Annotated in this window: 19 protein-coding genes; 13 read left to right on the forward strand and 6 right to left on the reverse strand. The window is 60.3% G+C overall.

Features of this window, described 5'->3' with window-relative positions; genetic code table 11:
- Positions 1-45 precede the first annotated feature (45 nt).
- The 5 genes from AC07YV_RS04680 to AC07YV_RS04700 all read left to right on the forward strand — a co-directional run bounded on the left by AC07YV_RS04680 (position 46) and on the right by AC07YV_RS04700 (position 5,514).
- Positions 46-1,158, forward strand: a complete 1,113-nt coding sequence (locus tag AC07YV_RS04680; RefSeq protein ID WP_007976361.1) for a polyamine ABC transporter substrate-binding protein — start codon at positions 46-48, stop codon at positions 1,156-1,158.
- Positions 1,159-1,397: 239 nt separating this feature from the next.
- A complete protein-coding gene (locus AC07YV_RS04685) occupies positions 1,398-2,495 on the forward strand; it encodes a polyamine ABC transporter substrate-binding protein (RefSeq protein WP_102699618.1) in 1,098 nt (365 codons plus the stop codon).
- A gap of 72 nt (positions 2,496-2,567) precedes the next feature.
- Positions 2,568-3,710, forward strand: coding sequence for an ABC transporter ATP-binding protein (locus tag AC07YV_RS04690; RefSeq protein WP_095964263.1), 1,143 nt, complete (start codon positions 2,568-2,570; stop codon positions 3,708-3,710).
- A gap of 35 nt (positions 3,711-3,745) precedes the next feature.
- A complete protein-coding gene (locus AC07YV_RS04695; protein WP_173900802.1) occupies positions 3,746-4,627 on the forward strand; it encodes an ABC transporter permease subunit in 882 nt (293 codons plus the stop codon).
- A complete protein-coding gene (locus AC07YV_RS04700; protein ID WP_015097268.1) occupies positions 4,624-5,514 on the forward strand; it encodes an ABC transporter permease subunit in 891 nt (296 codons plus the stop codon). Before AC07YV_RS04695 ends, AC07YV_RS04700 begins: the two co-directional genes overlap by 4 nt.
- Positions 5,515-5,662: 148 nt before the next feature.
- On the opposite strand, the gene AC07YV_RS04705 is transcribed toward AC07YV_RS04700, so the two are convergent.
- Positions 5,663-6,304 (reverse strand): HD domain-containing protein, encoded by a 642-nt coding sequence (locus AC07YV_RS04705; RefSeq protein ID WP_102699616.1) that lies wholly within the window; start codon positions 6,302-6,304, stop codon positions 5,663-5,665.
- A 319-nt stretch (positions 6,305-6,623) separates the two neighbouring features.
- On the opposite strand from AC07YV_RS04705, the gene AC07YV_RS04710 reads away from it, so the two are divergent.
- Positions 6,624-7,589: a GlxA family transcriptional regulator gene (locus AC07YV_RS04710; RefSeq protein ID WP_102699615.1), complete on the forward strand. Its 966-nt coding sequence runs from the start codon at positions 6,624-6,626 to the stop codon at positions 7,587-7,589.
- 145 nt (positions 7,590-7,734) lie between these two features.
- Here AC07YV_RS04710 and AC07YV_RS04715 read toward each other — a convergent pair whose 3' ends face one another.
- Together AC07YV_RS04715 and AC07YV_RS04720 are read right to left on the reverse strand one after the other, a co-directional pair.
- Positions 7,735-10,134, reverse strand: a complete 2,400-nt coding sequence (locus tag AC07YV_RS04715; RefSeq protein WP_102699614.1) for a penicillin acylase family protein — start codon at positions 10,132-10,134, stop codon at positions 7,735-7,737.
- A gap of 88 nt (positions 10,135-10,222) precedes the next feature.
- Positions 10,223-10,819 (reverse strand): DUF6436 domain-containing protein, encoded by a 597-nt coding sequence (locus AC07YV_RS04720; protein WP_102699613.1) that lies wholly within the window; start codon positions 10,817-10,819, stop codon positions 10,223-10,225.
- Positions 10,820-10,915: 96 nt separating this feature from the next.
- Between AC07YV_RS04720 and bipL the strand changes: the two genes are divergently transcribed.
- A complete protein-coding gene (gene bipL / locus AC07YV_RS04725; RefSeq protein ID WP_102699612.1) occupies positions 10,916-11,863 on the forward strand; it encodes a phospholipase BipL in 948 nt (315 codons plus the stop codon).
- A gap of 49 nt (positions 11,864-11,912) precedes the next feature.
- On the opposite strand, the gene AC07YV_RS04730 is transcribed toward bipL, so the two are convergent.
- A complete protein-coding gene (locus AC07YV_RS04730) occupies positions 11,913-12,665 on the reverse strand; it encodes a DUF2059 domain-containing protein (RefSeq protein WP_102699611.1) in 753 nt (250 codons plus the stop codon).
- 108 nt (positions 12,666-12,773) lie between these two features.
- Between AC07YV_RS04730 and AC07YV_RS04735 the strand changes: the two genes are divergently transcribed.
- Both AC07YV_RS04735 and AC07YV_RS04740 read left to right on the forward strand, forming a co-directional pair.
- The gene (locus tag AC07YV_RS04735; protein ID WP_102699610.1) at positions 12,774-13,406 is read left to right on the forward strand and encodes a 2OG-Fe(II) oxygenase; all 633 of its coding nucleotides are present in this window, start codon (positions 12,774-12,776) and stop codon (positions 13,404-13,406) included.
- A 2-nt stretch (positions 13,407-13,408) separates the two neighbouring features.
- On the forward strand, positions 13,409-13,894 hold the full coding sequence (locus AC07YV_RS04740; RefSeq protein WP_102699609.1) for a 2-thiouracil desulfurase family protein: 486 nt from the start codon (positions 13,409-13,411) through the stop codon (positions 13,892-13,894).
- 122 nt (positions 13,895-14,016) lie between these two features.
- Here the strand turns inward: AC07YV_RS04740 and AC07YV_RS04745 are convergent, their stop codons facing one another.
- On the reverse strand, positions 14,017-14,601 hold the full coding sequence (locus tag AC07YV_RS04745; RefSeq protein ID WP_102699608.1) for a transporter substrate-binding domain-containing protein: 585 nt from the start codon (positions 14,599-14,601) through the stop codon (positions 14,017-14,019).
- A gap of 135 nt (positions 14,602-14,736) precedes the next feature.
- Between AC07YV_RS04745 and AC07YV_RS04750 the strand changes: the two genes are divergently transcribed.
- Positions 14,737-15,162 (forward strand): DUF4399 domain-containing protein, encoded by a 426-nt coding sequence (locus AC07YV_RS04750; RefSeq protein WP_102699607.1) that lies wholly within the window; start codon positions 14,737-14,739, stop codon positions 15,160-15,162.
- Positions 15,163-15,223: 61 nt separating this feature from the next.
- On the opposite strand, the gene serA is transcribed toward AC07YV_RS04750, so the two are convergent.
- Positions 15,224-16,453: a phosphoglycerate dehydrogenase gene (serA, locus tag AC07YV_RS04755; protein ID WP_007976393.1), complete on the reverse strand. Its 1,230-nt coding sequence runs from the start codon at positions 16,451-16,453 to the stop codon at positions 15,224-15,226.
- A gap of 206 nt (positions 16,454-16,659) precedes the next feature.
- Here serA and AC07YV_RS04760 point away from each other — a divergent pair, with 206 nt between their 5' ends.
- The 3 genes from AC07YV_RS04760 to AC07YV_RS04770 all read left to right on the forward strand — a co-directional run bounded on the left by AC07YV_RS04760 (position 16,660) and on the right by AC07YV_RS04770 (position 19,943).
- The gene (locus tag AC07YV_RS04760; RefSeq protein WP_032829505.1) at positions 16,660-18,054 is read left to right on the forward strand and encodes an FAD-binding oxidoreductase; all 1,395 of its coding nucleotides are present in this window, start codon (positions 16,660-16,662) and stop codon (positions 18,052-18,054) included.
- Positions 18,055-18,094: 40 nt separating this feature from the next.
- Complete coding sequence (locus tag AC07YV_RS04765; protein ID WP_102699606.1) at positions 18,095-18,760, forward strand: fumarylacetoacetate hydrolase family protein; 666 nt, start codon at positions 18,095-18,097, stop codon at positions 18,758-18,760.
- Positions 18,761-19,016: 256 nt separating this feature from the next.
- The gene (locus AC07YV_RS04770) at positions 19,017-19,943 is read left to right on the forward strand and encodes an SdiA-regulated domain-containing protein (RefSeq protein WP_102699605.1); all 927 of its coding nucleotides are present in this window, start codon (positions 19,017-19,019) and stop codon (positions 19,941-19,943) included.
- The last annotated feature ends 71 nt before the right edge of the window (positions 19,944-20,014 follow it).

Here is a 20,014-nt window from a genome sequence, read left to right on the forward strand (position 1 = left end):
TCGCTGAACAAGTGGTTCAAAAAAGAAAAATTTGGAGCATTACGCATGAAGGCACTAGGTAAAAAGCTCGCTGGCAAGACTCTGCTTGCCATGTCCGTGATGGGTTTGATGGCGGGCGCGGTTCAGGCCGATGACAAAGTACTGCACGTGTACAACTGGTCCGACTACATCGCACCGGACACCGTCAAGAAGTTTGAAGACGAGTCGGGCATCAAGGTTGTCTATGACGTCTTCGACAGCAACGAAACCCTGGAAGCCAAGTTGCTGGCAGGCAAGTCCGGCTACGACATCGTCGTACCGTCGAACAACTTCCTGGCCAAGCAGATCAAGGCTGGCGTCTACCAGAAGCTGGACAAGTCCAAGTTGCCTAACTGGAAGAACCTGAACACCGACCTGCTCAAGGCCGTTTCCGTGAGCGACCCGGGCAACGAACACGCCTTCCCGTACATGTGGGGTTCGATCGGTATTGGTTTCAACGCCGAGAAGGTCAAGGCGGCACTGGGTGCCGACGCACCGGTCGATTCCTGGGACCTGATCTTCAAGCCTGAAAACGCCGCCAAGCTGAAAGCGTGTGGTATCAGCCTGCTGGACTCGCCAACCGAGATGATTCCGGTGGCGCTGCACTACCTGGGCCTGCCAACCGACAGCCAGAAGAAAGAAGACATCGACAAGGCTGAAGCGCTGATCATGAAGGTCCGTCCTTCGATCGCCTACTTCCACTCCTCCAAGTACATCTCCGACCTGGCCAACGGCAACATCTGTGTGGCCGTGGGTTACTCGGGTGACATTTACCAGGCCAAATCCCGCGCTGCCGAAGCCGGTGACAAGGTGAAGGTCAGCTACAACATTCCGAAAGAAGGTGCCGGCAGCTTCTACGACATGGTCGCCATCCCTAAAGATGCCGAAAACGTCGAAGGCGCCTACAAGTTCATGACCTTCCTGCAGAAGCCGGAAATCATGGCTGAAATCACCAACGCCGTACGTTTCCCGAACGGTAACGCGGCTGCAACTGCGCTGGTCGACAAAGACATCACCAGCGACCCGGGCGTTTACCCGCCGGCGGACGTGCTGGCCAAGCTGTACGCGATTGCCGACTTGCCGGCCGCGACCCAGCGGATCATGACCCGCAGCTGGACCAAGATCAAATCGGGTAAATAAGTAAAACCCTGTAGGAGCGAGCCTGCTCGCGATGAACCGGAGAGCACCGCGGGGTGTCAGGCACCCCGCGTCATCGTTGACGACATCGCGAGCAGGCTCGCTCCTACAGATATCTGTACAAAAGTTTTGCTGGAACGGTTTTTCGAGGGTAAGTTGCGCGCCGGTTTTGTTGCCGGGCAACCACGGTTGTCATGTAACGCGGGGCAACTTGGGCCCAACTAATTTCAGAGGACCTCCACGTGCCTATTTTTTCTTTGTTGCGCAATGCCATGCTGGTCGGCGCCGGGCTGACGATTGCCGTCAGTGTCCAGGCCGCCGGTACCGTGCATATTTATAACTGGTCGGACTACATCGGCGAGACCACCCTGGCCGACTTCCAGAAAGAGACCGGGATCAAGCCGGTTTATGACGTTTTCGATTCCAACGAAACCCTGGAAGGCAAGTTGCTGGCCGGGCGTACCGGCTACGACGTGGTCGTGCCGTCGAACCACTTCCTCGGCAAACAGATCAAGGCCGGGGCATTCCAGAAGCTCGACAAGTCGCAGCTGCCGAACTATTCGAACCTCGACCCGGTGCTGCTCAAGCGCCTGGAGCAGAACGATCCGGGCAACCTGTACGCCGTGCCGTACCTGTGGGGCACCAACGGCATCGGTTACAACGTCGACAAGGTCAAGGCTGTGCTGGGCGTCGATACGATTGATTCGTGGGGCGTGCTGTTCGAGCCGGAGAACATCAAGAAACTGCAAAGTTGTGGCGTCGCGTTCCTCGATTCCGCCGATGAAATGATGCCGACAGTGCTCAACTACATGGGCCTGAACGCTAACAGCACTGATCCCAAGGATTACGAAAAGGCCACCGCCAAGTTGCTTGCCGTGCGCCCTTACGTGACCTACTTCCACTCCTCCAAGTACATCGCGGACCTGGCCAACGGCGATATCTGCGTGGCGATCGGTTTCTCCGGCGACATCTTCCAGGCCAAGAACCGCGCCGAAGAAGCCAAGAAAGGCGTGAACATCGCCTACTCGATCCCGAAAGAGGGCGGTGCGCTCTGGTTCGACATGCTGGCGATTCCGAAGGACTCGGCCAACGTCAAGCAGGCTCACGCCTTCATCAACTATTTGCTGAAGCCTGAGGTCATCGCTCAGGTCAGTGATTACGTCGGCTACGCCAACCCGAACCCCGGGTCGGACAAACTGATGGAACAGTCCATTCGCACCGATGAAGCGGTTTATCCACCGCAAGAGGTGCTCGACAAGACCTACGTGTCGGTCGAGTTACCGCCGAATATTCAACGCTTGATGACCCGCAGCTGGACCAAGGTCAAGTCGGGTAAATAGCTTCAAGGCTCAAACTATCCAAGGTTGGCTCACCTTGAGCGACCTGCACTCTTTTTTTTGGGAGTTTCGTAAATGGCAGTTGCCTCCGGCGCCTATAAGAAAGCCCTCGAGGGCGACCAGCAACCTAAACAGGTGCTGGTCAAAATCGACCGGGTCACGAAGAAGTTCGACGAGACGATTGCCGTGGACGACGTGTCCCTGGAAATCAAGAAGGGCGAGATCTTCGCCCTGCTCGGCGGCTCGGGATCGGGCAAGTCCACATTGCTGCGCATGCTCGCAGGTTTCGAACGGCCCACGGAGGGGCGCATTTTCCTCGATGGCGTAGACATCACCGACATGCCGCCCTACGAGCGGCCGATCAACATGATGTTCCAGTCCTACGCCTTGTTCCCGCACATGACCGTGGCGCAGAACATCGCGTTCGGCCTCAAGCAGGACAAACTGCCTGCCGCCGAAGTCGATGCGCGGGTGGCCGACATGCTCAAGCTGGTGCAGATGAGCCAGTACGCCAAGCGCAAGCCGCATCAGTTGTCCGGCGGCCAGCGTCAGCGTGTGGCCCTGGCCCGTTCCCTGGCCAAGCGACCGAAGCTGCTGCTGCTCGACGAACCGATGGGCGCCCTGGACAAGAAGCTGCGTTCGCAAATGCAGCTGGAGCTGGTGGAGATCATCGAGCGCGTGGGCGTGACCTGCGTCATGGTGACCCACGACCAGGAAGAGGCCATGACCATGGCCGAGCGCATCGCGATCATGCACCTGGGCTGGATCGCCCAGATCGGCAGCCCGATCGACATCTACGAAACCCCGACCAGCCGCCTGGTCTGTGAATTCATCGGTAACGTGAACATCTTCGAAGGCGAAGTGATCGACGACGCCGAAGGCCATGCGATCATTACCTGCAAAGACCTGGATCGTCAGATCTACGTCGGCCACGGCATCAGCACTTCGGTGCAGGACAAGTCGGTCACCTACGCGATCCGTCCGGAAAAACTGCTGGTCACCGCCGACATGCCGACCTGCCAGTACAACTGGTCCAGCGGCAAGGTGCACGACATCGCCTACCTGGGCGGGCACTCGGTGTTCTACGTCGAGCTGCCAAGCGGCAAGCTGGTGCAGTCGTTCGTGGCCAACGCCGAACGTCGCGGGCAGCGTCCGACCTGGGGTGATCAGGTCTACGTGTACTGGGAAGACGACAGCGGCGTGGTGCTCCGCTCATGAACATGCGCAAATTCAAGCGTCGACTCAATCGAATAATTCCCGGTGGCCGTCAGATGGTCATCGGGGTTCCCTTCATCTGGCTGTTCCTGTTCTTCATGCTGCCGTTCTTCATCGTCTTGAAGATCAGCTTCGCCGAAGCGGACGTGGCCATTCCTCCCTACACCGAAATCTACAGCTACGCCGAGCAGAAGCTGCAGTTGCTGCTTAACCTGGGCAACTACGCGATGCTGGCCGGTGACGAGCTGTACATCGCCGCTTATCTCGGCTCGTTGAAGATGGCGCTGTTCAGCACCATTCTCTGCCTGCTGATCGGCTACCCGATGGCCTACGGCATCTCCGTTGCCCGCAAGGAAGTGCAGACGGTGCTGGTGCTGCTGATCATGATGCCGACCTGGACCGCGATCCTGATCCGCGTGTATGCGTGGATGGGCATCCTCAGCAACAACGGCCTGCTCAACGGTTTCCTGATGAGCATGGGCTGGATCAGCGAGCCGCTGCAGATCCTCAACACCAACCTGGCGGTCTACATCGGTGTGGTTTATTCCTACCTGCCGTTCATGATCCTGCCGCTGTACGCCAACCTGGTGAAGCATGACCAGAGCCTGCTGGAAGCCGCGTCCGACCTGGGTTCGAGCACCTTCAACAGCTTCTGGAAAATCACCGTGCCGCTGTCGAAAAACGGCATCATAGCCGGCTGCATGCTGGTGTTCATCCCGGTGGTGGGCGAGTTCGTGATCCCGGAACTGCTCGGCGGCCCGGAAACCCTGATGATCGGTAAAGTGCTCTGGCAAGAGTTCTTCAACAACCGTGACTGGCCGGTGGCGTCTGCCCTGGCGGTGGTGATGCTGGCGATCCTGATTGTGCCGATCATCCTGTTCAACCGCAGTCAGGCCAAGGAAATGGAGGGTAAAGAATGAAGCGCTTCCGTTTCTCCAGCCTGATGCTGGTAGTGGGCCTGTTGTTCATCTACCTGCCGATGCTGATCCTGGTGATCTATTCGTTCAACGCCTCGAAACTGGTGACGGTGTGGGGCGGCTGGTCGATCAAGTGGTACGTCGGCCTGCTCGACAACTCGCAACTGATGGGCTCGGTGGTGCGCTCGCTGGAAATCGCCTGCTACACGGCCGTCGCGGCGGTGGCACTGGGTACCCTGGCGGCGTTCGTCCTGACGCGTATTACGCGCTTCAAGGGCCGTACCCTGTTCGGTGGCCTGGTCACCGCGCCGCTGGTGATGCCTGAGGTGATCACCGGTCTGTCGCTGTTGCTGCTGTTCGTGGCCATGGCGCAGATGATCGGCTGGCCGCAGGAACGCGGCATCGTCACCATCTGGATCGCCCACACCACGTTCTGTGCCGCTTATGTGGCGGTGGTGGTTTCGGCGCGCTTGCGCGAGCTGGACCTGTCCATCGAAGAAGCGGCCATGGACCTGGGCGCGAAGCCGTGGAAGGTGTTCTTCCTGATCACCATCCCGATGATCGCGCCGTCGCTGGCGGCCGGCGGCATGATGTCGTTCGCCCTGTCGCTGGATGACCTGGTGCTGGCGAGCTTCGTGTCGGGCCCGGGGTCCACGACCCTGCCGATGGAAGTGTTCTCGGCGGTACGTCTGGGCGTGAAGCCCGAGATCAACGCCGTGGCCAGCCTGATCCTGTTGGCGGTGTCGATCGTGACCTTCCTGGTCTGGTTCTTCAGCCGTCGCGCCGAAGAAAGCCGCAAACGTGCGATCCAGCAAGCGATCGAAGAAGCGGCCGCCGATTCGTGGAAGCAACCGGACGTGCGTCGCGCACAGGCACCGGAAGCGGCCTGAGCCTGAAATCGGGTTGACCACAACTTTGTGGCCAACCCGACCCCCTGTGGGAGCGAGCTTGCTCGCGATAGCGGACTGACATTCAACATCGATGTTGACTGTGATGCCGCCATCGCGAGCAAGCTCGCTCCCACAGGTTCTTTGGCGGTCAGGCAATCCACGGGGATTGGCGAATGACCTCGACGAAATTCATCGGCTTGAATCCCGGCTCCTGATCCACCAGCACATCCGTTTTCACATTCCCGAACGTAGTCTGCGGACGATGACGCAAGCCATCGGCAAACGCGCAGATGATGCACTCCTTGAACCCCTCGCCCCGTGGGTGCGCATGCACCACCGCTTCACGCTGCACGCTGGAGAACGCCGCGTAGTCCATGCCCAGCACGTCCATCTCGACACCCGCCGTTACCAGTGCCACGGTGGGTCGCAAGTGTTGAGGAACGCCCGGTGTGGTGTGCAGGGCAATCGATAGCCAGACCTGCTCGATATCGTCGTCGCTCAGCCCGTAAGGCTTGAGAAATGCGGCTGCCGCATTGGCGCCATCGACTTCGAAGCGCTCGTTGTCGCTGCGGTGACCCTCCACCAGGCCCAGGTCATGGAACATCGCGCCGACGTACAGCAACTCCGGGTTGTAGGCCAATTGCTTGCGCTCACCGCTCAGGGCGCCGAACAGGAATACCCGACGCGAGTGGTGGTAGAGCAGGTCCGACTCGATGTCACGGATGTATTCGGTGGTGGCCTTGGCCAGCGCGCTGTCGGGGATCCTGATGCCGGCGATAGTGGTGCTCATGGAGTTTTCCTCGTCGTGAACGCCTGGGTGGCGCTGAGGGTTTCAGTCTGTTCCGCCCCCCGAAACCGGACAATCGCGCCATGGCTGCGATCCCGGCCAATGAGCATGCATATCGCGCCAACCTCGCTTGTTGCGCCTGGTTTGGCTAGGGTGCATGCAGACCCTGTAGGAGCAGCCGGGCGGCGCTCCGTTTGCTCGCGATGGTCGTCAACGATAACGCGGGGAACCTGATACCCCGCGGCGTCTTTGATTTCATCGCGAGCAAGCTCGCTCCTACAAAGGGAAGGTGCAATCAGATCCAAAGGAGGCGATTCACGTCATGAGTAAAACCATCGCCATCGTGGTCTTCGCCGGCGTCCAGTCGCTGGATGTCACCGGCCCCATGGATGTGTTTTCCGAGGCCAATCGATTCCTTGCCCCGCAGGATCACTATCGGCTGGAGGTGATCGGCGTCGAGCACGGGATGATGGCGTGCTCCAACGGTTTGGCACTCAATGCCCATCGGCATTTCAGCGAAGCGCTCGAGGTGTACGACTTGTTGTTGGTGGCTGGCGGGCCGCAATTGCCGTTCATGAGTTTCGGCGTGGCGTTCGACACCTGGCTGCGCGGGGCCTGCGGGCGGGCGCAACGGTTTGGCTCGATCTGCAATGGTGCGTTCATGCTCGCCCGCGCCGGGTTGCTGGAGGGGCGCACGGTCACCACGCATTGGCAGGACGCATCGAATCTGGCGGCGCTGTGTCCCTCGTCCCGGGTGGAAGCGGATCGACTGTACGTTGAGGACGGCGACCTGTTTACCTCGGCCGGGGTCACGGCGGGGATCGATCTGTCGTTGTATCTATTGGGCCGGGATCACGGGCCGGAAGTGGCACTGAATGTCGCCAAGCGGCTGGTGGTGTTCACCCAGCGTTCGGGCGGGCAGTCGCAGTTCAGCCCGTTCCTCACGCCCCACGCCGAACCGGACTCAGCGGTGGCGATGGTCCAGCATTACGTGCTGGCCAACCTGACGGGCGATTTAGCCATCGCTGACCTGGCCAATGCAGCCAACATGAGCGCGCGAAATTTTTCCAGGGTGTTTGCCAGGGAAGCGAAAATCACCCCGGCCGAGTTCGTCGAACGCGCACGGGTCGATGCGGCGCGGGTGATGCTCGAAAGCACTCGTGCGCCGCTCAAGACGGTGGCCTATCAATGCGGATTTCGCGATGCCCAGCACATGCGCAGTGTGTTCAATCGCAGATTGGGGGTGACGCCGCAGCAGTTCAGGTTGAATTTTGCGGCGATGGTTTGAAATGATTTTTTGGGTGTCTGTCAGGGCCCCTTCGCGAGCAGGCTCGCTCCCACAGGGATCCTTGTTGAACACAAATTTCGTGAACACCAGCAAAACCTGTGGGAGCGAGCCTGCTCGCGAAGGGGCCAGTCCAGTCAGCAAAAGTCTATGGCGCCACCCGCGCCGGCAACAGCTTCAACGTACTGCGCGTATTGGCCGTGACCTCTTCATCATTGAGATGCGCCTGGAAATACATCCCCTCGATATAGGCCTCAGCCTGATCATCATAATGACTGTCGAACACTACACCGCTCTGGCCAACCGGGTTGACGGTCAGGCTGTGGGCCGGGTCGGCGAAGTCGATCAGGCGCCGGGTCGAAGGGCCGTAGGTGACGGGCCAGGGTGCCGGGCCAATCTTCGCCGAGAGGTTGTTCGGCACTTCATGGCTGCCGGGTGCGGCGAAGGGGCCGACATTGAAGACCAGGTCCAGCGGCTTTTGCTGTCCCAGCGGATGACCATGGGTCAAGGTGTGCGCGCGACCCCACTGCCATTGCGAGGCGTCTGCGCCGAGGGTGCTCTTGAGGTGGGCGAGGCTGGCTTGCCAGGCGGTCTTCACCGTGTCGGCGCGGGTTTCCTTGCCGAGGGTGCTGCGGTTGTCCCACCACGGTGAATCGGCGCTGGCGGCCAGGCGGGGGAGCGCGGCGTCGATCACCCGGGTCGAGAGCAGTGTTTCGAAAAAGTCGTTACCCAGTTCATCGTGCATCGTCGCGTCAGCCAGGTTGAACAGCAACTGGTTGAACAGCGTGGCGCTGGTGGATTCGAGCGGGTAGTCGCCTTTCCACTGGGCCAGTTGCTCCACCAGTTTGAGTTCGGCGGGGTCGCTCACCATTTCGCGCAACACCGGCAGCAGCGGCGCCAACAAGCGCGGGCCGTAGGCGGTGGTAGTGCCCAGCTGCAGTTTCTGGCTGTTTTCCAGGTCCCATTTCACGGCTTTGTCGCTGAGCTGGCGATTGAGCTGCTGGCCGCGATCGGCAAGGTTGTAATAGCCGGGAATCTCCATGCCGGTCGGCGACACTGGCTGGAAGTTGGCCGAGACGATGTAGCCCCGCGCCGGGTTTTCTTCCTGAGGGTTGGCGCTGAACGGGTAGAAGCCATCCTTGTCGGCCTCGGCGGTGCTGCCGTCGAGGATGAACCATGGGCGTACACCCGCCGGACGTTTCGGCAGTTGCGCCGCCGCCCACCAGCCGATGTCACCCTTGGCATTGGCCCATACGACGTTCAGGCCCGGTGCCTGGATTTTTGCCGCGGCACTGCGAGCCTTGACCAGGGTGTCGGCGCGGTTGAGCTGGTAGAAACCGTCCAGAATCGGGTTCTGGCTTTCGAGAAACGCCCACCACATGGCAATTGGGGTCTTGCCGACACCGCTGCCCAAGGCATCGTTGACGATCGGGCCGTGGGGCGACTGGCGCAGCACCAGCGTCACCGGTTCCTGGCCCTTGACCGCAATCTTCTGTTCGCTGGTGACCATGTCCACCCACTTGCCGCGATACCAGACCTGATTGGGATTTTCAGGGTTGACCTTCTCGGCGATCAGGTCGAGGTCGTCGTTCTGGAACATGGTGATGCTCCAGCCGAAGTCGTTGTTCATGCCCAGGGAGGCGAACGGCATCAAGGCTTGATAGTGGCCGTAGAGTTCGAAGCCCGGCGCCGAGAGCTGCGCTTCGTACCACACCGACGGCGCGGAGAAACGGATATGCGGATCGCCCGCCAGTAGCGGCTTGCCGCTTTGGGTGCGGCTACCCGAGACGACCCAGGCGTTACTGCCCTCGAACTGGGGCAGACCGTTGTCAGCCAAGGCCTGTTCGCTCAGGCGGGCGAGGGCGTTGAGGTCTTTCCAGTCGGCGCTGGCCAGGGAAGGTGCGGTCCCGTTGAGCAAGCCTTTGGGCTGCCAGTCGAGATCGAAAACACTCAGGTAGTCGGGACCCAGTTGATCGCGCACGAATGTCAGCAAAGGTTCGGTACGAAAGGCCGCCGCAAAACTGTAGGCCATGTAACCGGCGATGCTGATGGTGTCCTGGGCGGTGAACGGGCGTTTTGGAATGCCCAGCACATCGAACTCCACGGGTTTGGAGTGGCTGTCCTGATACTGGTTGATGCCGTCCAGATAGGCCTGCATGGCGATGAACGAGGGCGACTGTTTGTCGAGATTGGCGAAGTAGGTTTCAGCGCGTTCGCGAATGCGCAGGCTGCGCATCAGTTTGTCGGTGTCGAGCAGTTTCGGTCCGAGCACCTCGGCCAGTTCGCCGCGAGCCAGGCGACGCAGGACTTCCATCTGGAACAAGCGGTCCTGGGCATGCACATAGCCGAGCGCGCGGTACAGGTCGGTTTCGTTGTCGGCGCGGATATGCGGAACGCCGCGCTCGTCGTAGCGCACGGTGACCGAGCCTTGCAGGTGTTGCAGTTCCACCATGCCCTGGCGTGACGGCTGCTTGCTGTAGAGGTACCAGCCGGCTCCGGCGGCCAGCACGACGATCAACAGCGCGAGAGCGGTCAAGCTGCGTTTCATGGGAACTCCTTGTTGTTATTGTGATTCCAGGTGCCACTGTGTAACACGACGTGCCGGCTTGGTGCATCGCCCGTAGGAGGGATTCGTATTACCGCGTCTTTCCCTGCTGCGCCGGATCTACAGGCCATGGGCAGTAACACCCCACCGCCAGTGTGTGCGTGGCACTCACCGCACGGCCCTCATCGAGCGCTTGCAGGATGGGCTCGATAAAGCTGTTGCTGGAATTGCAGGTCAGGCCTTCGCTGTAGGGGCCGAAGTACGCCAGTTTGCCGCTGCGGTCCCAGATCGCCACGGCCGGGCTGGCGGGGATCTGTTCGGAACCGGGCAGGACGTCGATGGTTTTCAGGCGGCTCAAGGTGCCCGGTAACTGGCCATGGCTACCGGGTTTTTGCACGGCATAGAATTCCACGCCATGGGGGACATAGCGCTCGACCAGTTCGGTCAGGTGTTGTTGATTGCCGACGTTGCATGGGCAGGCCGGGTCCCAGAAATGCACCAGGCGGATGGCGCCAGGGCCTGCGAGGTCATCGGGAAGGCGCAGCGGATCACCCGAAAACATCGCCGTGTGCTCGCTGAACGCCCGCAGGTAACGCCCCTGGAACCAGTCGTAGGCCGCCCACAATACGCCGGCACACACCACGGCGAGCAGGCTGGCAAACAGGGTGGCGCGAAGGGGCGGGTGCATCGGTTCAGTCCTCGAAGGTCGGCTAGCTTGCCATGCTTGCCGCGACAGAAGAATATCGCAGGCCTATAAAGTCCGTTTCACGCTCTGGAATCGTCCATGCCGGCCACTTTCGATCCTGATCTTCTACGTGCAAGCTTGCTGCCATTGGCGGCCGGGCAGCCGTTGTCGGCGCAGGCAAAGGCCTACCAGCAGTTCTACGGGCTGGATTTTGCGCCGCGTCCGGTGCGCAGCGGTCTTGGGCGCTTCGAGGTCGATGGTTATGAGCTGGTCAGCCAGTTCTGGTGGCCCGAGCGGGCGAAGGCGACGCTGTTTGTCATCCACGGCTTCTACGACCACACCGGGCTGTACCGGCATGTGATCGAATGGGCACTGGACCAAGGCTTTGCGGTGATTGCCTGCGACCTGCCGGGGCATGGCTTGTCCAGTGGCGAACGGGCGAGCATCAAGGATTTCGCCGAGTACCAGGACACGTTGCAAGGGTTGTTCAGCGAGGCTCAATCCCTCGGCTTGCCGCAACCGTGGCACCTGTGCGGGCAAAGTACCGGTGGGGCGATCGTGATCGATCATGTGTTGAATGCGGGGGCGAGCAGCCCGGCCCAGGGTCAGGTGATCCTGTTGGCACCGCTGGTGCGGCCGCGAGCGTGGGGTTGGTCGCATCTGAGCTATTACTTGCTCAGGCCGTTCGTCAAAGCCATCGCCCGGCGCTTCAGCGAGAACTCCAACGACCCGGCCTTTCTGCCGTTCCTGCAGGCCGATCCGTTGCAGCCGCTACGTCTGCCGACGGCCTGGGTGGGCGCGCTGGCACGCTGGATCAAACGCGTTGAAGCGGCGCCGGTCAGCACCAGGCGGCCGCTGATCGTGCAGGGGCAGGCGGACATGACTGTGGATTGGGAACATAACCTTGAAGTGTTGCGGGGCAAGTTTGATAGGCCGCAGGTCTTGATGTTGCCTGAGGCGCGACATCATCTGGCGAATGAAACACTGGCGATGCGCACGGAGTATTTCGGGTTTTTGAGCAGGCGGATGAGTCGTCAGAATCGGTAAGCAAGATCAAAAGATCGCAGCCTTCGGCAGCTCCTACAGAGCGATCTTTTCACTGGGTCAGGTTCGAATTGCTCTGCCCCACCGCCAACCCCGCGCGAATCGCCGCCAGTGCCGCCTGATAGTAAGCCTGGCCTTGCGTCGATTCGGCAAAGGTCGCGAACTCTTCCAGCTCGTCGTCCGACAGGTCGCGATAGACATACAGCAGCGTGTTGTTCAGGTCGCTGCCAATCTGGTCCATCAGGCGCTGGCGCTGGCCGTTGAGCATGCCCTGGGCCTGACCGGCACCGAGCAATCCCGGGATCATCGAACTCAGGCTGTCGGCGGCCACACCGGCAATCGCCAGGCTGACTTCCGCGCCGGCCTCGCGAGCAGGCAGCGCTTGTGCCAGATGGCCGATGATCAGCAGGCGGCTGTCGCTGGCCTGCATTTTTGGCAAGCCCTTGGCATTTTTCGCCAGTTGGTCGCGACGGGTCGCCAGCAACTCGGCAGCGACGATCTTCTTGCCCAGAGGCGACTGGAAAAACGTCAGTGCAGGTTTTGGATCGGCGAGGTTCTTGCGCAATTGCGCTTCGGCGCGCTGGTCCACGGCCTGGGCGGAAAATCGCTGATTGCTGTTATTGACCAAAGCCTGATACACCGCCGGAGGCAGGCTGCCCTGGTAGCGTTGCTGGGCAGCCGAGAGGGCGTCGTTGAAATGCGCGCGTTGTTCCGGCCAGCCGGCGACCTTGTACAACTGGTCGTGGCCGTCTGCCCAGGCGGGCAAAACGCAGAACATCAGCAGTGATAAAAGCAAACGGCGCATAGGGACTCCTGTCAGCAGGCGACTATTCTCCGTGTGGTATCCGTACTTGTCGAGAATTCGTATCAACCCGCTGCGCGGCTCTGTCGGATTTTCGGGCACAGGAATACTATGCGCGCCATGCAAATATCCTCTGATCACCCGCTGCTGTTACGAATCGTCGACGACCTGGCCGAGCACGGCTGGTCGCAGCAGAATATTTTCCTGCCTCAGGACCTGACCCGAGCGCTGGCGGCCGAGTGTCGCAAACGTGCTGCCGAGGGTGAACTGGCTCCGGCCGCCGTGGGGCGTGGGCCGTCGTCGGAGATCCGCGAAGGGATTCGTGGCGACCATATCCAATGGATCGACCCCGGCCAGGCCGAGGCTTGCGACAGCTATCTGAGTTTGATGGACAGCCTGCGCGAGGCGATCAACCGCGGTCTGTTTCTCGGCCTGGAGGATTTCGAAAGCCATTTTGCGATGTACCCGCCCGGGGCGTTCTACCTCAAGCATGTCGATCGCTTTCGCGATGACGACCGGCGCATGGTGTCGGCGGTGGTTTACCTCAATGACGGCTGGCTTCCCGAGCACGGCGGCTCGTTGCGCATGTACCTCGACAACGATCGCGTCCACGACGTGCAGCCTACCGGCGGCTGCCTGGTGGTGTTTCTCTCCGGAGAGGTTCCCCACGAAGTCCTGCCCGCGACCCGGGATCGCCTGTCGCTGACGGGCTGGTTCCGGCGGCGCGGCAACGAGCCGTTCTGATCATGCAGAAAATTCTCGTCAGCCGCTGCCTGTTGGGCCACCGCGTTCGTTACGACGGCGGGGCCAGCGGGCCGTTCGATCAGCTTCAGCAGTGGCTTGATGAAGGACGGGTCGTGCCGTTGTGCCCGGAGGTGGCCGGTGGTTTGCCAACGCCTCGGGCGGCCGCGGAAATTCCAGGCGGGCAGGGCGCGCAAGTCCTCGATGGCCAGGCCTCGGTGATCACGACCGAGGGCGAGGACGTCAGTGCGCAGTTTTTGTCGGGGGCGTATCAGGCGCTGGAGCTGGTGCAAAAACACGGCATCCGCATTGCCGTCCTCAAGGCCAACAGCCCGTCCTGCGGCAATCTGCTGACCTATGACGGGACGTTCAGCGGTGTGAAGGTCGATGGCGAGGGCGTGACGGCGGCGCTGCTCAAGCGTCATGGTGTGCAGGTGTTCAGTGAGCTGGAGTTGCCGCAGGCGGCTCAGGCGTTGGCAACACTCGATTAACGAGCGACAAAAGACACTGTGGGAGCGAGCTTGCTCGCGATGGCGGCCTGACATTCAACATCAATGTTGACTGGACTGGCCTCATCGCGAGCAAGCTCGCTCCCACAGGTTCTGCATTCACTTCAGTTCTGCAGCTTCGGCACCACATCCGCCCCCAACCACTTCTGCTCCAGCGCTTGCAGTCGCCCATCATCCTTGATTCGCTGCAAGGCGTTTTCCAGGCTGGCATGGAACGCCGGATTTCCTTTCTGAAACGGAATCGCCAGGCTCACGGCCGGGTTGGTTTCAGGCTTCTTTTCGGTCAACGACTGCACCAGCAGAATGGAGCGCGGCTCTTCTTTCTGCGCGATCAATTGCGCACGGGCTTGAACGTAAGGTTCGCTGAAATCGAAACGATCCCTGAGATCCGGGGTCACTGCTATGTGGTTGATAGCGATGTCGTATTTGCCGCTTTCGACGCCGGTCAGCAGATCGCTGCCGTCGGTGACGACAAAGTCGGCCCGGACATCGAGTTCACTTGCCAGCAGTTGGCCCAGTTCGACTTCGAAGCCGGTGAGCTTGTCGCCATCCTTGAAGTTGAAGGGGGGAGTGTTGGCTTCAACGGCTATGCGCAACTCGCCCCGGTCGTTGACGTCATCAATCAGTTCGGCATGAGCCAAAGGGCTCAGAAGGGGTAGCAGGCAGATCAGGCCAGGCAGAAAGCGCATGGTCACTCCTTTGAATTTATTATCGCGACCCTCTGATTCAGGCTCGCTTTGCTATGGTTGTCGAGTGCCTTCGACAACGAATGGCCATGAAGTTGTCATGGTCACGCGGATTTTACGAAAAAACTGGAGAAGAGAATGAAAACCTTTATGTCACGTGCTGCTTTGGCGGGCCTGTTGATGGGTGTTTCGGTGCTGGCCAGTGCTGCAACGCCGGCTCCGGAAGGCGCCAAAGTGTCCATCGTGTCTCCCAAGGACGGCTCGAATGTTCCACAGACTGTCGTCGTCAAGTTCGCTGTCGAGAATATTGCCTTGGCACCGGCGGGCGACCCCACCAAGAACACCGGTCATCACCATTTGCTGATCGACGTCGATGAGTTGCCGGCCGCCGGAGCGCCGATCCCCAAAGATGCCAACCACCAGCATTTCGGCGCCGCGCAGACCCAGGCTGAAGTAACGCTCACGCCGGGCAAGCACACCTTGCAGTTGGAACTGGGCGATAGCAACCACATGCCGTTCGATCCGCCGATCGTTTCCGAGAAGATCACCGTCAACGTCAAGTAACGTTGTTGCGTCAATGAAAAAGGGAGCCCGAAGGCTCCCTTTTTTTTTGCTCAGATCGCGATCAGAACAACACACGGCTACGGATGGTGCCTTTAACGTGTTGCAGCTTCTCTTGCGCCAGGTCCGAGTATTCGGCGTCGACGTCGATCACCACGTAGCCAACCTTCTCGTTGGTCTGCAGGAACTGACCGGAGATGTTGATGCCGTTTTCGGCGAAAACCTTGTTGATCTCGCTGAGTACGCCCGGAATGTTTTCGTGGATGTGCAGCAGGCGGTGCTTGCCAGGGTGAGCCGGCAGGGCCACTTCCGGGAAGTTCACGGACGATACCGAAGTACCGTTGTCGCTGTACTTGACCAGTTTTTCCGCGACTTCCAGACCGATGTTGGCCTGGGCTTCAGCGGTGGAGCCGCCGATATGCGGGGTCAGGATCACGTTGTCCAGGCCACGCAGCGGGCTTTCGAACTCTTCGTCGTTGGAGCGTGGCTCCACCGGGAATACGTCGATGGCCGCGCCGATCAGGTGCTTGTCCTTGATGGCGGCCGCCAGGTGGTCCAGTTCGACCACGGTGCCGCGGGCGGCGTTGATCAGGATGCCGCCTTTCTTGATGGCGCGGATTTCTTTCTCGCCCATCATCCACTGGGTGGCGGCGGTTTCCGGTACGTGCAGCGAAACGATGTCGGACATCGCCAGCAGCTCGTGCAGGTTGCCTACCTGAGTGGCGTTACCCAAAGGCAGCTTGGTGATGGTGTCGTAGAAGTACACCTGCATGCCCAGGCCTTCCGCCAGGACCGACAGTTGAGTACCGATCGAGCCGTAACCGACGATGCCCAGCTTCTTGCCGCGGATCTCGAAGGAGTTGGCCGCGCTCTTGATCCAGCCGCCACGGTGGCAGGAAGCGTTCTTCTCAGGGATACCGCGCAGCAGCAGGATCGCTTCGGCCAGCACCAGCTCCGCTACGGAACGGGTGTTGGAGTAGGGCGCGTTGAACACCGCGATACCGCGTTCGCGGGCAGCGTCCAGGTCGACCTGGTTGGTGCCGATGCAGAAACAGCCGACCGCAACCAGCTTCTTCGCGTGATCGAAGATCTCTTCGGTCAGTTGAGTGCGCGAGCGAATGCCGATGAAGTGAGCGTCGGCGATCTTTTCCTTGAGCTGGGCTTCCGGCAGAGAACCTGTGAGGTACTCGATGCTGGTGTAGCCCGCCGCCTTGAGGACGTCGACAGCCGATTGGTGGACGCCTTCGAGAAGAAGGAACTTGATCTTGCTCTTATCGAGAGAAGTCTTGCTCATCTGCGTAAACCTGTATCCCGGAGAAAAATGGCAGGGAAGGGAGCAGCCCGGAGCTGACCCGAACGGCAGGAATGCCGTCACCGCAGAACAGCCTTTGGGCACTACCCTGCGGGGTCGGTATGCTAGCATATGCACCCCGCTAAACACTCATTCCTGCGACGTGAAGCGTTCTCAGGATGACCATGAATTGTTCGAGAGTTCTGTCGATGACCAATCCTGCCCTGATTGAAGAGCTGAAGACCCTGGTTGAGCCTGGCAAGGTGCTGACCGATGCCGACTCCCTGAATGCTTACGGTAAGGATTGGACCAAGCATTTCGCCCCGGCCCCGACTGCCATCGTGTTCCCCAAGACCACCGAGCAGGTCCAGGCCATTGTCCTGTGGGCCAACAAACACAAGGTCGCGCTGGTGCCGTCCGGCGGTCGCACCGGCCTTTCCGCCGCAGCGGTAGCGGCCAATGGCGAAGTGGTCGTGTCGTTCGACTACATGAACCAGATCCTCGACGTGAACCTCACTGACCGCACCGCCGTTTGTCAGCCGGGCGTGGTCACCGAGCATCTGCAGAACGTGGCCGAAGAAAACGGCCTGTACTACCCGGTGGACTTCGCTTCGGCAGGATCTAGCCAGATTGGCGGCAATATCGGCACCAATGCCGGCGGGATCAAGGTGATTCGCTACGGCATGACCCGTAACTGGGTCGCCGGCATGAAAGTCGTCACCGGCAAGGGCGATGTGCTGGAGCTGAACCGCGACCTGATCAAGAACGCCACCGGCTACGACATGCGCCAGCTGTTCATCGGGGCTGAAGGCACACTCGGGTTCGTGGTCGAAGCGACCATGCGCCTCGATCGCGCGCCGAAAAACCTGACCGCGATGGTCCTCGGCACCGCCGATTTCGACTCGATCATGCCGGTGCTGCACGCCTTCCAGAGCAAGCTCGACCTGACCGCCTTCGAATTCTTCTCCGACAAGGCCCTGGCCAAGGTCATGGCCCGTGGCGATGTGCCGGCGCCGTTCGAGTCCGACTGCCCGTTCTACGCGCTGCTGGAATTCGAAGCGACCACCGAAGAAGTGGCCAACCACGCCCTGGAAACCTTCGAGCACTGCGTCGAGCAGGGCTGGGTGCTGGACGGTGTGATGAGCCAGAGCGAAACCCAGTTGCAGAACCTGTGGAAGCTGCGCGAATACATCTCCGAAACCATCTCCCACTGGACGCCGTACAAGAACGACATCTCGGTCACGGTATCGAAAGTCCCGGCGTTCCTGAAGGAAATCGACGCGATCGTCGGCGAACACTACCCGGATTTCGAAATCGTCTGGTTCGGCCACATCGGCGACGGCAACCTGCACTTGAACATCCTCAAGCCGGATAACCTGAGCAAGGACGAGTTCTTCGCCAAGTGCGCCACCGTGAACAAGTGGGTGTTCGAAACCGTCGAGAAGTACAACGGTTCGATCTCCGCCGAGCACGGCGTGGGCATGACCAAGCGGGATTACCTGACCTACAGCCGTTCGCCGGTCGAGATCGAGTACATGAAAGCGGTCAAGGCAGTGTTTGACCCGAACGGCATCATGAACCCGGGCAAGATCTTCGCGGTTTGAACTGCAAACCTTAAGCACCCTTGAAGGCAGGAGACGGTAAATGAGCTATCAGCACCAGTATGTCGACGGTACGCGTATTCATTTCCCGTTGGGGAAAGTGGTGTGCATCGGCCGCAACTACGCCGAGCACGCCAAGGAACTGGATAACCCGGTGCCGACCGAGCCACTGCTGTTCATCAAGCCGGGCAGTTGCGTGGTGCCGCTGGAAGGTGGTTTCAGCATTCCTACCGAGCGCGGCTCGGTGCACTACGAAGCGGAAATCGCGGTGTTGATCGGCAAGCCGTTGTCGACCAAGCCAAGCCGTGAAGAAGTGCTCGACGCCATCTCCGGTTTCGCCCCGGCCCTGGACCTGACCTTGCGCGACAAGCAGGCCGAGCTGAAATCCAAGGGTTTGCCGTGGGAAATCGCCAAGTCCTTCGACGGTGCGGCGGTGATTGCTCCGTTCGTGTCCGGCAGCACCTTTGCCGACCTGACCGACATCGGCATCCGCCTGACCATCAACGGCGAAGTGCGCCAGGACGGCAACAGCAGCGCAATGCTCAACCCGATCGTGCCCATGATCCAGCACATGGCCGGTTGCTTTTCGTTGCAGGCCGGGGATGTGATCCTCACCGGCACGCCAGTGGGCGTCGGCCCGCTGAATGTCGGTGACGAGATCGTCCTGGAACTGCCGGGCGCCAGCCGCTTCAGCAGCAGCGTTCGCTAGTCCAGACACCGCCAAACCCTGTGGGAGCGAGCCTGCTCGCGAAAGCGGTGTGTCATTCAATATCTTTGTTGGATGACACGCCCCCATCGCGAGCAGGCTCGCTCCCACATTGGTTTCTCCGTGGCCTGTAGAGTCTCACCCTGTCATTTCCCGTTTTTTTCACATCCTGTCTGGATAATTTCAGGGCTTTCGGCCTCTGAACCGGCCCCAAACTGTGCTATTACCCCTAGCCTGAATTTCTGGAACGCATTCCCCAATGGCCACTCCTCCGCTATCCGCGCTTAAACCTGCCCGCCGCTCACGCTTCGCCCTGCGTTGGCACACCTGGCTTTTGTTGGTGGCCGTTGTCGCCTACGGCGTTGCATTTGCCATGCACTGGGATGCGCGGGGCGTGCTCTGGGTGAAAGAGCAATTCAAAAGCCCGGCCGAGCGTCAGGCCAGTATCTGGCTGCCGGACTATCGGGCGGTGATCGATGCCAAACCGTTGCCGGGCATGGAGAAGGACGAAGCATCGGACGTGGCCTATGACTCTCAGACCAAGACCCTGTTTTCGGTCATGGGCAAGAACCCCTTCCTGGTCGAGTTGAACCTGCAGGGTGATGTGCTGCGCAAAATGCCTTTGGTCGGCTGGAGCAACCCTGAGGCCGTCACCGTGCTGGGCGACGGCCGACTGGCCATTGTCGATGAGCGCGAGCATCTGATCGCTATCGTCAAGGTCGATGCCGACACCCGCGAACTGAACATCGCCGACTTCCCGAAATACGACCTCGGCCCTTCCAAAGACCAGAACAAAGCCTTTGAGGCTGTTACCTGGGATTCGCGCAATCAGCAACTGGTGCTGGGTGAAGAGCGCCCGCCGGCATTGTTTGCCTGGAAGGGTGACAGCAAGGTCCTGACCGGCGACAAGCTGAAGCTGGCCAGTCATGCACTGGACATGCGCAACCTGTCGGCACTGGACATCGACCCGCGGACCGGCCACATGCTGGCGCTGTCTGCCGACTCGCACCTGTTGCTGGAACTGGACAAGAAGGGCGAGCAGGTCAGTTTCATCACCCTGTTGCGTGGCTTCAACGGCCTGAAAAACACCATTCCGCGTGCCGAAGGCGTGACCATGGATGAAGCGGGCACGCTGTACATGGTGAGTGAGCCGAACCTGTTTTATCGCTTCGAAAAACAGAGGTAATGCCTCCGTGTAGGAGCTGCCGCAGGCTGCGATCTTTTGACTTTGGCGTTCTGACGGACGCCAGAATCAAA

The organism is Pseudomonas sp. GW456-E7, from assembly GCF_059424105.1.

Coding starts and splice junctions, on each gene's coding strand:
- AC07YV_RS04680 (WP_007976361.1), top strand. CDS start 46: ATGAAGGCACTAGGTAAAAAGCTCGCTGGCAAGACTCTGCTTGCCATG.
- AC07YV_RS04690 (WP_095964263.1), top strand. CDS start 2,568: ATGGCAGTTGCCTCCGGCGCCTATAAGAAAGCCCTCGAGGGCGACCAG.
- AC07YV_RS04700 (WP_015097268.1), top strand. CDS start 4,624: ATGAAGCGCTTCCGTTTCTCCAGCCTGATGCTGGTAGTGGGCCTGTTG.
- AC07YV_RS04705 (WP_102699616.1), bottom strand. CDS start 6,304: ATGAGCACCACTATCGCCGGCATCAGGATCCCCGACAGCGCGCTGGCC.
- AC07YV_RS04710 (WP_102699615.1), top strand. CDS start 6,624: ATGAGTAAAACCATCGCCATCGTGGTCTTCGCCGGCGTCCAGTCGCTG.
- AC07YV_RS04715 (WP_102699614.1), bottom strand. CDS start 10,134: ATGAAACGCAGCTTGACCGCTCTCGCGCTGTTGATCGTCGTGCTGGCC.
- AC07YV_RS04720 (WP_102699613.1), bottom strand. CDS start 10,819: ATGCACCCGCCCCTTCGCGCCACCCTGTTTGCCAGCCTGCTCGCCGTG.
- bipL (WP_102699612.1), top strand. CDS start 10,916: ATGCCGGCCACTTTCGATCCTGATCTTCTACGTGCAAGCTTGCTGCCA.
- AC07YV_RS04730 (WP_102699611.1), bottom strand. CDS start 12,665: ATGCGCCGTTTGCTTTTATCACTGCTGATGTTCTGCGTTTTGCCCGCC.
- AC07YV_RS04735 (WP_102699610.1), top strand. CDS start 12,774: ATGCGCGCCATGCAAATATCCTCTGATCACCCGCTGCTGTTACGAATC.
- AC07YV_RS04740 (WP_102699609.1), top strand. CDS start 13,409: ATGCAGAAAATTCTCGTCAGCCGCTGCCTGTTGGGCCACCGCGTTCGT.
- AC07YV_RS04745 (WP_102699608.1), bottom strand. CDS start 14,601: ATGCGCTTTCTGCCTGGCCTGATCTGCCTGCTACCCCTTCTGAGCCCT.
- AC07YV_RS04750 (WP_102699607.1), top strand. CDS start 14,737: ATGAAAACCTTTATGTCACGTGCTGCTTTGGCGGGCCTGTTGATGGGT.
- serA (WP_007976393.1), bottom strand. CDS start 16,453: ATGAGCAAGACTTCTCTCGATAAGAGCAAGATCAAGTTCCTTCTTCTC.
- AC07YV_RS04760 (WP_032829505.1), top strand. CDS start 16,660: ATGACCAATCCTGCCCTGATTGAAGAGCTGAAGACCCTGGTTGAGCCT.
- AC07YV_RS04765 (WP_102699606.1), top strand. CDS start 18,095: ATGAGCTATCAGCACCAGTATGTCGACGGTACGCGTATTCATTTCCCG.
- AC07YV_RS04770 (WP_102699605.1), top strand. CDS start 19,017: ATGGCCACTCCTCCGCTATCCGCGCTTAAACCTGCCCGCCGCTCACGC.